General features: G+C 54.5%; 11 protein-coding genes. 6 read left to right on the top strand and 5 right to left on the bottom strand.

Annotation, left to right across the window (positions count from 1 at the left end):
- The first annotated feature begins 28 nt into the window (after positions 1-28).
- Positions 29-448: an OsmC family protein gene (locus QEN43_RS10390; RefSeq protein ID WP_026611527.1), complete on the top strand. Its 420-nt coding sequence runs from the start codon at positions 29-31 to the stop codon at positions 446-448.
- 116 nt (positions 449-564) lie between these two features.
- Positions 565-1,359, top strand: coding sequence for an adenosylmethionine decarboxylase (gene speD, locus QEN43_RS10385; protein WP_026611528.1), 795 nt, complete (start codon positions 565-567; stop codon positions 1,357-1,359).
- A 72-nt stretch (positions 1,360-1,431) separates the two neighbouring features.
- Here speD and QEN43_RS10380 read toward each other — a convergent pair whose 3' ends face one another.
- The 5 genes from QEN43_RS10380 to QEN43_RS10360 form a co-directional block, all read right to left on the bottom strand.
- Complete coding sequence (locus tag QEN43_RS10380) at positions 1,432-2,676, bottom strand: (Fe-S)-binding protein (protein WP_026611529.1); 1,245 nt, start codon at positions 2,674-2,676, stop codon at positions 1,432-1,434.
- 27 nt (positions 2,677-2,703) lie between these two features.
- Complete coding sequence (purH, locus tag QEN43_RS10375) at positions 2,704-4,266, bottom strand: bifunctional phosphoribosylaminoimidazolecarboxamide formyltransferase/IMP cyclohydrolase (protein WP_026611530.1); 1,563 nt, start codon at positions 4,264-4,266, stop codon at positions 2,704-2,706.
- A gap of 42 nt (positions 4,267-4,308) precedes the next feature.
- A complete protein-coding gene (gene fis, locus QEN43_RS10370; protein WP_026611531.1) occupies positions 4,309-4,599 on the bottom strand; it encodes a DNA-binding transcriptional regulator Fis in 291 nt (96 codons plus the stop codon).
- A 17-nt stretch (positions 4,600-4,616) separates the two neighbouring features.
- The gene (gene dusB, locus QEN43_RS10365; protein ID WP_036269195.1) at positions 4,617-5,576 is read right to left on the bottom strand and encodes a tRNA dihydrouridine synthase DusB; all 960 of its coding nucleotides are present in this window, start codon (positions 5,574-5,576) and stop codon (positions 4,617-4,619) included.
- A gap of 609 nt (positions 5,577-6,185) precedes the next feature.
- Complete coding sequence (locus QEN43_RS10360; RefSeq protein ID WP_051331964.1) at positions 6,186-6,830, bottom strand: DUF2238 domain-containing protein; 645 nt, start codon at positions 6,828-6,830, stop codon at positions 6,186-6,188.
- 679 nt (positions 6,831-7,509) lie between these two features.
- Here QEN43_RS10360 and QEN43_RS10355 point away from each other — a divergent pair.
- The 4 genes from QEN43_RS10355 to QEN43_RS10340 all read left to right on the top strand — a co-directional run bounded on the left by QEN43_RS10355 (position 7,510) and on the right by QEN43_RS10340 (position 12,276).
- Positions 7,510-8,763, top strand: a complete 1,254-nt coding sequence (locus tag QEN43_RS10355; protein ID WP_317964061.1) for a transporter — start codon at positions 7,510-7,512, stop codon at positions 8,761-8,763.
- 184 nt (positions 8,764-8,947) lie between these two features.
- Complete coding sequence (locus QEN43_RS10350) at positions 8,948-10,303, top strand: sigma-54 dependent transcriptional regulator (RefSeq protein ID WP_026611535.1); 1,356 nt, start codon at positions 8,948-8,950, stop codon at positions 10,301-10,303.
- Between the two features lie 1,208 nt (positions 10,304-11,511).
- The gene (locus QEN43_RS10345) at positions 11,512-11,799 is read left to right on the top strand and encodes a hypothetical protein (RefSeq protein ID WP_026611536.1); all 288 of its coding nucleotides are present in this window, start codon (positions 11,512-11,514) and stop codon (positions 11,797-11,799) included.
- A 189-nt stretch (positions 11,800-11,988) separates the two neighbouring features.
- Positions 11,989-12,276 carry a hypothetical protein gene (locus QEN43_RS10340; protein ID WP_317964060.1) on the top strand — a complete coding sequence of 96 codons (288 nt, stop codon included), beginning with the start codon at positions 11,989-11,991 and terminating at the stop codon, positions 12,274-12,276.
- Positions 12,277-12,383 lie beyond the last annotated feature (107 nt).

The raw sequence follows: 12,383 nt of genomic DNA, 5'->3' as shown, positions 1-12,383 counted from the left end.
GCGGCTATTTTCACTCGGGGGGTCTTCGATGAAGGCACGCGTCAAATGGGTAGAAAATGCGCTGTTTATGGCGGAGTCCGGCAGCGGTCATACGGTTGTCATGGATGGGCCGCCGGAATCTGGTGGCCGGAATCTCGGTGTGCGGCCGATGGAAATGTTGTTGCTAGGAATGGGTGGCTGCGCGGCATTCGACGTGGTACACATTCTTCGTAAAGGGAGGCACGATGTGCGAGATTGTGAGGTGCAGCTCGAAGCGGAACGGGCGGAATCCGATCCTAAAGTCTTCACTCGGATTCATGCGCATTTCGTTGTCAAAGGGAAAGGGCTAGACGATGCGGTCGTCAATCGAGCCATTCGTCTCTCCGCGGAGAAATATTGTTCCGCATCAATAATGCTCGGAAAAACCGCCCAAATTACGCATGACTACGAAATCGTCGAAGTCGAGTGAACGGGTAGACAGGTTTCTCGGTCTCATGAACTCTTCGTACGAGCTCAGCGCTTTAGTCGCGAATGCGCGTACGCAAGTGGTAGTTACAACCGACTACGGGGGTAATTAATAGATCGATGGAAAAATTGCAGTTACACGGTTTCAATAACCTCACCAAATCGTTGAGCTTCAATATTTACGACATTTGCTATGCCAAATCCGGGCAACAGCAGCGTCGTTACATCGAGTACATTGACGAGATGTACAACGCCAAACGCTTGACGCAGATATTGACCGATGTGACTGCGATCATCGGTGCCGAAATTTTGAACATCGCGCGTCAGGATTATGAGCCTCAGGGCGCCAGCGTCACAATGCTCATTTCCGAAGGGCATGTGCCTGACTCCATTAACAATATAGAGGCGCCGGGTCCCGCTCCGGAATCGGTCGTGGCGCACCTAAACAAGAGTCATATCACGGTGCATACCTATCCGGAGAGCCACCCCTACGGGGGCATCAGCACCTTTCGGGCGGATATCGATGTATCGACCTGCGGCCGCATTTCGCCGCTAAAGGCGCTCAACTACCTGATCCACAGCTTCGAATCCGACATCGTGATCATGGATTACCGCGTGCGCGGCTTTACCCGGGATATCAGCGGCCAAAAGCACTATAACGATCATGAGATCACGTCCATCCAGAACTACATTTCGGATGCGATGGCGGAGCGATATCAGATGATCGATGTGAATGTCTATCAGGAGAAAATCTTCCACACGAAGATGATCCTGAAAGACTTCCATCTCGATAATTATCTATTCGAAACAGACAAAGACGCGCTAACCGATGAGGAGCGTATCGCCATTCAGAAGCAGCTCAAGCAGGAAATGGCGGAGATCTTCTACGGCCGGAACTACAAGTTGCGGCGATGACCGAACACGGTTTGGGCACGCCGTGTCAGCGCCTTGAAAACAAAAAGCCGGTTCTAAGTCGAACCGGCTTTTTTATTGGATGAGTTGTCGTGCGAGCAGGGTGACCGGGTGTAACACCTCGATCCGGCCCAGGCCTTCTTGCGCCAGCCCCGCCCGTAAATGGATGGCACAGCCTGGATTCGATGTCGCCAGGACATCGGGGTTGATCGCTGTCACCGATTTCAGCACGTCATCCCGTAAGTTTTTCGCCATATTCGGGTGCTCCAGCATATAGCTGCCCGCTGCGCCGCAGCATCGCAGGGTGCCAGGGAGGGGGGTAACATCGAGCAAGGGTACGCGGCGGAGTAGATCGGCACCGTAACGTTCCGCCCGCAACACGTTCTTCAGCGTGCAGGGTGTGTGTATGCAAACCTTAGCCGCCAATGGGTTAAGCTCGATGTCGTTGGGCCAGACCAGCTCCGCCAGAAATTGGCCGATGTCCTTGACACGCTTAGCAAAAGCTGACGAGGAGGGCGTGGTGTCGAATTGCGGATAATCATGCAGCATGGCGCCGCAGCCACTGGCGATGGTAATGATCGCGTCGACGTCGGATTGGTCAAAAGCTGCCAGATTTCGTTCCATGAGCTTGCGAGCGCCGGCTTCATCGCCAGCATGGAGATGCAGCGCCCCGCAACACGATTGCATGCGCGGCAGCTTAACGCTTATGCCCAGTCGATTTAGCACAAGCAAGGTTGAGGCCACAGTTTCAGTGTCGAAAAGCTTGGCCGTACAACCGAGAAACAAGGCGACTCTGCCGCGTTCCGCGTGGCCGTGAACGGGATAGAAATCGTTCCAGTGCGCCGGTTCGCGTGTTTTCGGAAGGCCCGCTTCGAGCTCCGACAATCCCAGCATATTCAGAAAACCGATGTTCTTGAGCAGGTTCAAGCCTGATCTGCCCGGTTTTCCGAGCAATCGTTCCGTCCAGCGGGACGCGCGCTGATCGGTCAGCGCAATCCTGATACCGGCGGCCTTGAAACGCTGAAATGGGGTTTTGCCTGCAGCGCCGGTTCCACACCGAAAACGATCGACCAGGCGGCTATAGGGAACATAAGCCGGGCAGACCGCCTCGCAGGATCGGCACAAGAGACAATTATCGATATGTCTAATCAGCTCCGGCGTTGCTGCGAGCGAACCCTGTGCCCAGCCCTGGATCAAGGCGATACGTCCGCGTGGGGATTCGTTTTCGTCCAGAGTCTTGCTGTAGGTTGGGCAGTGAGGCAGGCATAGTCCGCACTTGACGCAGAGGTCGGTGTCGGAAAACCGTTCGGATCGATTCAAGGAATTTGCGAAACGCTTTAGCGCGTGTCAGTGGCGAAAATGCCGCATCGCAGTAAAGACCATGGCCATGCCGTGCTCGTCGGCGGCCGCGATCACTTCCGGATCGCGCACCGAGCCGCCTGGCTGGATCACGGCGGTGATTCCGGCCGCAGCGGCTGAATCCACCCCGTCGCGGAACGGGAAGAAAGCGTCCGAGGCCATAACCGAGCCCTGGACGGCGAGTCCTTCGTCCGCGGCTTTGATCGCCGCGATCCGCGCCGAATAAACTCGGCTCATTTGTCCTGCGCCTATACCGATGGTTTGGCGGTTCTTGCAATAAACGATGGCGTTGGATTTGACATACTTGACCACTTTCCAGGCGAATAGAAGATCAGCCAGTTCGTCCTCGGTGGGCGCGCGTCGGGTGACGATCCTCAAGTCATTCGGACCGACCACGCCCAGGTCCCGATCCTGTACCAGAAGGCCGCCCGCTACGCGCTTGAAATCCCATTCCGGCGCGGGAGCGTTAGACCAGGGGCCGGATTCCAATACCCGAACGTTCGCTTTTCCGCTCAATACTTGACGCGCACCCTCGCTTACCTCGGGAGCGATAATCACTTCCACGAACTGCCTTTCAATGATGGCGCGAGCGGTCTCCGCATCGAGCGCCCGGTTGAAGGCGATGATGCCGCCGAACGCCGATGTCGGGTCGGTGGCGTAAGCGCGGTCATAAGCCTCAAGCACCGTCTTGCCTTGCGCGACGCCACAGGGATTGGCGTGTTTGACGATGACGCAGGCGGGCGCATCGTCGAACGTTTTCACGCATTCGAGCGCTGCATCCGCGTCGGCAATATTGTTATAGGACAATTCCTTGCCCTGGAGCTGTTTAGCTTTGGCGATAGTGCCGCTGGCAGCACCGGGGTCGACGTAGAATGCGGCTTTCTGGTGCGGATTCTCCCCGTAGCGCATCGCTTGGGCTTTCCGAAAGCGCATCACGAGAGGGTCAGGGAATAGTTCGGAGCCTTCGACTTTAGCGAGATACGCCGCAATGGCGCTGTCGTAGGCAGAGGTATGCCGAAAGCTTTTAATCGCCAGTTTGAATCGCATGTCGTCGGAGAGACTGCCGGCTTGCGCCCGAAGTTCCGCCAGAACTTGAGGATAATCGTTTGGATCGACGACGACGCCGACCGATTTGTGGTTCTTGGCGGCCGCGCGAATCAGGGCAGGCCCGCCGATATCGATGTTTTCGATCGCCTCGGCAAGCTCGCAGTCCGGTTTAGCGACCGTCTGTTCGAAGGGATAGAGGTTCACGACCACTAAATCGATGCCGGAAATGCCGTGGCGAGCCATCACCTCTTCGTCGATCCCCCGGCGCCCTAGAATGCCGCCATGAATTTTCGGATGCAGGGTCTTGATCCGGCCGCCCATCATTTCGGGAAAGCCGGTGTAATCGGATACTTCCACGGCTGCGATGCTGTTTTCGCGCAAAAGCGACGCGGTACCGCCGGACGAAAGGATCTCGATGCCAAGATCGGCCAATCCGCGGCAGAATTCCACAATTCCAGTTTTGTCGGACACGCTGACGAGCGCTCGGGATACTTTTGTGTTCATAAGTGAAGTGTGGGCCGCTTGCCGTGGAGAATGTGAGGGAAACTATTCGATACCGTACTGGCGCATCTTCTTGCGCAAAGTACTGCGGCTTACGCCAAGTACCTGTGCTGCCTTGCTCTGGTTATGACCGCATTGTTCTAAAACGGTTTCGATCAAGGGTTTTTCCACTTCGCTGATAACCATGGAGTAGAGGTCGGTTGCCTCATGTCCATCAAGTTGCGCAAAGTAGCGCCTGAGACTCATGCGTACGTGCTCGCTCAATAGTAGAGCGGCATCGGTCTTGGATTCGACGGCATCGGGCATTGCCTCGATATTCCTTGCTTGTGCTTTCATGCAGCCAATTTCCGACGTTATGCGTTGAACAATCGATCAATCAATTCCAGCTGCTGATTGGCACCGTCCTGAGAGTTGAACAGCGGACCGAAATCCGGTGGGTGGGGAAGATGGTTCAGGTACCAACCAACATGCTTGCGTGCGATCCGCACTCCGAGATACTCACCGTAGAACGTGTAGAGTCCTTTCAGGTGATCCAAGACAACGTTCCGAATTTCCTCTGTGTCGGGCGTTACGGGTTCGGCGTTTCCGCAGAGAAACCGGTCAATGCGGCGGAACAGCCAAGGATTTCCGAGGGCGGCCCGGCCGATCATGACAGCATCGGCACCGGTGAACTCAAGAACGGCGGCGGCTTTTTCAGGCGAATCGATATCGCCGTTGGCGACCACGGGGATGCCGACAGTCTGCTTGATTTGCCGAATTGTAAGGTATTCGGCCTGTCCGGAAAAGCCGCACGCGCGGGTACGTCCATGGACGGCGATAGATTGGATACCCGAGTTTTCCGCAATTTTCGCGATAGTGACCGCATTACGATGGGCAGGGTCCCAGCCGGTGCGTATTTTCAGTGTAACCGGCACGCTTACCGCGCCGACGACGGCTTCCAAGATTCGTGCGACCAGACGCTCGTCTCGGAGGAGGGCTGACCCGGCGGCTTTTTGGCAGACTTTCTTGGCCGGACAACCCATGTTAATGTCGATGATCTGTGCGCCGCGATCGACATTCATGCGTGCCGCTTCGGCCATCGCGTGCGGTTCATTGCCGAGGATCTGTACCGCCCGTGGCTCGGGCTCTCCGGCATGATCGCTCCGGCGCAGGGTTTTCTTATCGTGGCGCAAGGCCGGGTTGGAGGATACCATTTCCGATACGGCGAGCGCCGCACCGTATCGCCGGCATAGCATCCGAAAGGGGCGGTCGGTGACGCCGGCCATGGGGGCCAGGATCAAACGGTTAGCCAGTCGATACGGGCCGATCTGCATGATGGTGAGTCTGTTGCGGGCGGAAAAGTCTAGCCGGATGAACGCGTGGACGCAAAAGTTTTTCCGCGATTCGCCCGCGAGACCGCGCGGTCCGCCGTCGGCGAGTTCGCCGCTCGCTGCATTACCTTATCGATTACTCGAAGCAACACGCATCATTGACACCGGTTCCTTGCATGAGCATTCATTCAAGTCGAAGGGCTCGAGAGGTCGCAAATCTTCGGGGCGCTTGATGTCCCACAATACGGGAAGTTCGCACCGCCGCCTACGAAGCCGATCCAAGCCTCCGGCGAGTCTTCTTTAGCACCCGCTCTCCGCTTCAGGGCATATCTTGAAACAACTCGTCGTCGATCCACTGCCGTCTAACCTTTCGTGGAGAAACACCCGATAGTCGCCGGTCGCTACCTTTGTAGCGGTATCCATCTGTACGGCGCGTCCCTCGGGTGCTCGTAGATCCACGAGGCCGCTTCGCGGACCAGTTCGGACCGTCGGTCCGAACTTCCGCTGTCGGAGATGATGTCGGGTCCTTGGCGTCTTAACGGCTCCAGCGAAAGCGGCGCGCCCTGGATCATGTCCGCTTTGTCCAGAACCAGAATGACGATCGACCATTGGTCATCCGCCGGCACGACGCCGCAGCAGCCGCGAGAGGTCCAGGCGACCTTGTTCGCCGAGCCGTTCGATCTGTTCATCATGCTGCCTGCTCAAGAGCGCAAGTGACATGACTGCGCCGGTTAGTGCGAAAGCCATGTCCGATTGCGCATCCCAAGGATCGCCCTGCGTGGCCAGAAAGGACTCGGCGTGATCTTTGAGAACGACCGCGACGGTCCATTCGACGAGCTCATACGCCGCGCTTAGCGCGAGGCACAAGGCGGGCACGATCACGACCAGCCAGCGCCGGTCCCGAAAGACTTCGAAGCGAATCAAAATTTCCCGGAAAAGGATTGCAGGCGTAAACCCTTGAAAAAAATGAGCCAGCTTATCGAAGTTGTTCCGCTGTAACCCGAATAGCGGTTTAATCCATTCGAAAAACGGAACTTTCTCGAAAGAGTAATGCGCGCCAACGAGAATCAGCGCACACAACGCCAGAATCAAGCCGTATGCCAAAGGGGTTAGGGGAAATTGCCGATGTGTCGCGAGCACGGCGGCGAAAGCCGCGAGAGCGGGAATCGCATCCAGGAACCAGACAACAGTATCGTGCGGCTGAACGGCCGACCAAGCCAGAATAACGGCGAAGGTCGATATAAAGATTTTGAACAATGGTCAAATAGCTCCGGTAATCAAGCCCAGGGGGTATTCTCTATCGCGGGCGCGTCACGAAGCGCGAGCGATTATATCGAATCAATCTCGGGAAAAAGTTTCTATCGTTTTTATTACACGATAAATCCCTGTTGAGACATACCGGCATTGATGACCCGTTTTCAAGTGAACAAACATTGACTAATCGTGGGTTCATGGGTAGCCTTAGGTACGGCTTACAAGCTTTTTCTAGGCTGCCCGAACCACACACTCTTTGTAGATAGGCGCCGTGCGACGCCACGGCGGCATGGAGTTCAAGGAGGACATATCGTGCGTTTTAAGCATTTAATTGAACGGATCGGGTTTCCAGAGCCGCAGCGCCTTGCACGCAGTATAGTCCGTCGCCAGCGCCTGCTTCATTCTCCCATTCTCTTTCCTGGCATTGTTCGGCCATGGACGAGCGTCGATGTGCGCATTTCGAAAACACTCGTTACCAATTCGAGCGCTCTAGAAACGTTTCGCCGGAGATGGCGGAACCGTGACGCATGTTTTTTCGATAAGCGGCCCATGGGCCTTTCTTTCGGCGTGTCGAGTGTGATGTTTCGAGCAGTTCCACCCAGTGTTGTACCATCAATTTTTCCTGCTAAGGCGCTGAGCGGCGGGAACCAAGGAAAGCATAATGAAAAGCAAGGAAAGCATAATGAAAAGAACACACATAATAGGAGTCATTTGTGGGGTGCTTTTTACTGCGGTCGTGAATACCAATATTTCTTATGCCCGATCGAAACAAGCGGCCGAGGACATGGTTCCGCGGAGCGAATACGAAAAGCTGAAACAGGAGGTTGAGGCCTTGAAATCCCAGGTTCGCATGCTTATGGAACACGAGTCCTGGGTACGGCAGGCGGTGGCCCAGCCGGAAGCGGACAAAAAGCAGGAAGCGGAAGCGGTTGCGAAAGTAGCCGAGCCGAAGCAAGACGACAAGGCCACGGCAGCCCGGGCGGAAACGGCCTCGGCTTCCTCGGCGCCTAAAAAGGTATCGCCGGAGATGGGGTTGCAGGAAGGCGACCGCGAAAAAGAAGCCGAGGAAGCCAAGATAGAACTCGACCAATTCCTAAGGTCGCAGAAAGTTTTGTTCAAGAAAGGGGATTTGCAGATCGAGTTCAGCGCGAGTTACGCTCAGGATACAGCGGAAATATCGCCCTACAAATTGAGAGCCAAGACGGCAGGCGCCGGTGTTTTGTTTCGCTACGGCTTGATCGACGATCTCGAGCTGGATATATCGGTTCCGTTTACTTTCCAAGAACTGGAACTCGATACGCGTTCGTCGCTAGCTGAAGATATTGGTTTTGCTCGACAGGATGGTTCCGGCCTGGGAGACGTCAGCGGCAGTCTACGATGGGGCGCTTTGCATGAAGAGGGCCTGGTGCCGGAGACGACCTTGAGCCTGAATGTTAAATCGGATTCCGGGCGCGAAGGGCGGGGACTCACACCTATTTTAGGGCCTTCCAATTTAGTGGCTTTTGGCCTAGATCCGAGTTTAGGTACTGGTTTTTGGAATATCGGCGGTTCCGTGTCTCTGGTCAAGACAATAGATCCGGTCGTTCTCTTCGGTTCCTTAGGTTATAACGCCGTCCTCGAGCGGAACAATATAGACCCGGGCGATCAAATTCCATATTCGCTCGGTATGGGTTTCTCATTGAATGATCGGGTAAGTTTCTCCGCAGCCTTAAATGGCGCGGCAATCAGACGAAGCAAGCTGGATGGTCGAAAGATCGAGGGTTCCGGTAGGGATATTCATTCCCTCAACTTGGCCGTTACCGTCCAGGTCTCCAAAGGGTTATTCGTTGAACCGTTCGTAAACTTCGGCTTGAGCGAGGAGGCAACGGATCTTTTTGCGGGTGTCAACGTTCCTTACCGGTTCGATCAGCAGTATCCATTGCCGTTTTTCAAATGAGCGGGATATCTGATTTATCGAGGAGATATTGAATTGGCAGCATGGAATTAATGAGGTATGGAGGTATCGGAAAAGGCATGATACAGGTTGCGCGTTAATTTTCGGGTGGTCGACGAATACCCGAATATCAGTTTGACCTTTGACTAGCCAAAACTTGCATGGATCGCAAGGTTAGGAAGGTTACATGGAAAGTATTAATGTACTTTATCTCGCCCCAAAACCGGAGGCGGACGATGTCGTTTTACCCATCAAAAATGCGATCGGAGGCGGCATTTATGTCACCTGTGATCCGGCCAAAGCTCGTAATCTATTAAGCACTGGCGATTTTCACGTCGGGCTTATTCAATTCGAGCCATTCAACGAAGTTTTTCTCCAGCGCGTTATCGGCGATATTTTTTATCATCCCGAAGGGGCCTCCATGCAATGGGTGGCCTTGGTTTCTTCATCGTCCATGGAAAACGAGGCTGTCTGCAGGCTTATTGCGGAGTATTTTTACGATTATCACACCTTGCCGTTCGATGTTGACCGATTGAAAGTCGTGCTCGGCCATGCCGCAGGAATGGCGGGAGTAAAGAAACGGATATTTCCTCGGGCAAGCGAATGGGTGAGCAAGAGCGAGTTGATCGGATCAAGTCCTGCCATGAGACGGGTGCTTCATAGCATCGAAAAGGTCGTATGCTACGACTTGCCTGTCTTGATCACCGGGGAGAGCGGGACGGGCAAGGAACTTGCCGCTTTAGCCATACATAACCACTCGCCGCGTTCCAATGGGCCGTTTATTGCCGTCAACTGTGCCGCCTTGCCGTCGAATTTGATTCAGTCGGAGTTATTCGGCTACGAGAAAGGCGCTTTCACCGGCGCACATCAGCGAAAATTGGGGCTGATTGAAAAAGCGGGAGGAGGCACCCTTTTCTTGGACGAGGTGGGTGAGTTGCCTCTTGATTTGCAAGCCAATCTACTTCGCTTTCTTCAGCAGAAAACCATATATCGAGTCGGCGGCCACGAAGAAATTGCAGTCGATGTCCGAATCATTTCGGCGACACATGTCGATCTTGAAGACGCTGTGCGTAAGGGTCATTTCCGAGAGGACCTTTATTATCGGCTCAATGTCCTGAGAGTGGTCATGCCGCCTTTGCGGGAGCGGGGATACGACATCGAATTGCTGGCGGAATACTTTCTCAATAACTTTAAGAAGGAAAACGCTTGCAAAGCCAGGCAGTTCAGCCGCCGCGCCTTGAAGGCCATGCGCCACTACACGTGGCCGGGAAATGTTCGCGAGCTTAAAAACCGGGTCGAGCGCGCGCTCGTCATGTGCGAAGACGCTTATATCACGCCAGCGGACCTGGGCCTGGAGGAATATTCGCCGCAGCCTTTTACCTTGAGCCTGAAAGCGGCCAAGGATCAGGCGGAAAAGGAGTTGATCAACCAGGCCTTGGCACAAGCCGGGGACAGCGTGGTGGCAGCGGCCCAAATCGTTGGTGTATCGCATGTCACGCTTTATCGGTTGATGAAAAAGCACGACATAAAGATTCAGAAATAACCCCGTTACTTGCCAAGTTCCGGCTTGACGCAGCCGGTGTCGGCAAGGTGTCCTCAGATCTTAGGGAAATATCGCAAAACCGCCTTTCTGGCGGTTTTTTTACTTCGCAGAACGGAAAGAGCGTCGCTTGCCATGTGTCTTCCATCGCAGATACGCCTGAAAACGACGGGTCATCCGGGCCTGTGCGAGCAGCGCGAAATGTTTCAAGACGCCTTTGCGGCGATTCTAAGCCCTATTCAGATCGACGCAGGATCACGTTAGTGCCGGCTTCCGATAATCCGAAAGACCCTGGAAGTCCTTCGTGGATTTTCGTGTCGCCGCCAAGGTCAGTGCACGCTGAAAGCCAATTCCGGTACGCCACAAAACCCTTCGGCATCGCTCAGGCCGAAAGGCCTACTGAGATGGGCCTCGGCCCTTGGTTCACGCGGTTTGCCGCCGCGCTAGATTAATCTCGCCCATGGCCCTAGGTTGGGTCGACGCAGGTCCGCCGAATGCCTCTGTTTCAAAAAATTAAACCAATCCGACCTAGAAAAAGCGTCTTTTTTTCAATAACGTATAGTGACTCTTCGTCTACCCAATCAAAGACAATAACAAAAAGTTAAAAGTTGGATCGTGTCCGTCGCACCGGGTATGGCTGGAATGGAGCGGTAACAATTACCGTGAATTCTGTCCATAAGGTTACCGATCTGAGACGGTTCGATACCTTTTTCGATATACCAGCGGCACGATGATCGACGCCCACGTCCAAGCCGGGTCACTGGGTTATGACACAACGGTAACAGCCTGTGCAGAATCGTTCAAAATAATGCCCAAGATTAACGCGTTTGAAGCAATCATGTTTCACTCGGGCTACCGGTTTTCCGTCGTGCGCGAAAGGTATTGATCAGATGGCCGGAAAATATTTCGGTTCACTTTTTTCAAGTACGTACATTTTTGGAGGAGGCAATAGCCGCGCGGGAGCTGAAAATTTGGCGGCAAGTCCGACTGCCTTGTATAAGGAAACAAAAATTAACGGCGAAACAATTGGATAGATCAGAGACGGCACGAAAGATCAACGGTGGCATAGGAACTGCAACGTGATGGTTGGTCGTAAGGACACGACCCGGGCCAAAAGGAGTTTGGCATCTGTGATCTTGCGTCGCACACGCGCAAGGACAAAGTGCGACCGTAAGGAAACTAGTTGGATATGCAAGACAAGGAGTTCGTTTATGAAATCGTATGCATTGGCTGCGGTGTTGTCTTCGATGATGGTTGCGGGTTCTGCTTTCGCGGACAACGACTTTCGGGCCTTGGGGAAGGTGTCTAACGTGACCCCTATGAGCGAGCAGCAACTCGCAGCCGTCGAGGGCGGGGCCTGTAACGGTATTCTAAGTGCCGCGAATTTATGTGCGAACCTGGCCGTACCTACGGTCGTTGGGTTCAATGTAAGCCTTCTTGGTCTTCTTGGCGCAACCAGCCAGACCATTGCACAAGTCACTACGCAGAGCCTGAATTAACCACACGTCGATCGCCTGGGTGTAAGAATCACTCGGGCCAGGCAACCGGGCGGGGGAACGGGGTATCGCTCCCCCGCTTTTCGCTGAATGGCATTCGACTATTAAACAAAGTGATCTTGTGCCATGGTTTCGAAAATCAGGGCGCAGCCGCAAGGAAAGCGTCGAATTGGTAAGACAAGGAGTTCGTTTATGAAATCGTATGCATTGGCTGCGGTGTTGTCTTCGATGATGGTTGCGGGTTCTGCTTTCGCGGACAACGACTTTCGGGCCTTGGGGAAGGTGTCTAACGTGACCCCCATGAGCGAGCAGCAACTCGCGGCCGTCGAGGGTGGCGCCTGCTTCGGCGTTCTAAATACCGTGAACATTTGCGTTAACTTAGCCACACCCTCGGTCGTCGGCTTCAACGGAAGCCTCTTCGGCCTTTTCGGGCCTGTTACGCAGCCGGTTAGCCAGGCTGTGACGCAGAGCATAAATTAGCTCTGATTGAAGGCGCCGATGCGAATCATGCGCTCGGCCCTCGTAAGCACTGCGGGAGAGCGGTTGATTCCATTCTCCCGCTTTTAGGCAACACGTGTCTCTGTTTT

The organism is Methylocaldum szegediense (assembly GCF_949769195.1).
Taxonomy (GTDB): Bacteria; Pseudomonadota; Gammaproteobacteria; order Methylococcales; family Methylococcaceae; genus Methylocaldum; species Methylocaldum szegediense.
The sequence above is the reverse complement of the archived record's forward strand: the minus strand, read 5'-3'. Positions and strand labels throughout refer to the sequence as shown.

Coding starts and splice junctions, on each gene's coding strand:
- QEN43_RS10390 (WP_026611527.1), top strand. CDS start 29: ATGAAGGCACGCGTCAAATGGGTAGAAAATGCGCTGTTTATGGCGGAG.
- QEN43_RS10345 (WP_026611536.1), top strand. CDS start 11,512: ATGAAATCGTATGCATTGGCTGCGGTGTTGTCTTCGATGATGGTTGCG.
- dusB (WP_036269195.1), bottom strand. CDS start 5,576: ATGCAGATCGGCCCGTATCGACTGGCTAACCGTTTGATCCTGGCCCCC.
- QEN43_RS10340 (WP_317964060.1), top strand. CDS start 11,989: ATGAAATCGTATGCATTGGCTGCGGTGTTGTCTTCGATGATGGTTGCG.
- QEN43_RS10350 (WP_026611535.1), top strand. CDS start 8,948: ATGGAAAGTATTAATGTACTTTATCTCGCCCCAAAACCGGAGGCGGAC.
- speD (WP_026611528.1), top strand. CDS start 565: ATGGAAAAATTGCAGTTACACGGTTTCAATAACCTCACCAAATCGTTG.
- fis (WP_026611531.1), bottom strand. CDS start 4,599: ATGAAAGCACAAGCAAGGAATATCGAGGCAATGCCCGATGCCGTCGAA.
- QEN43_RS10355 (WP_317964061.1), top strand. CDS start 7,510: ATGAAAAGAACACACATAATAGGAGTCATTTGTGGGGTGCTTTTTACT.
- purH (WP_026611530.1), bottom strand. CDS start 4,266: ATGAACACAAAAGTATCCCGAGCGCTCGTCAGCGTGTCCGACAAAACT.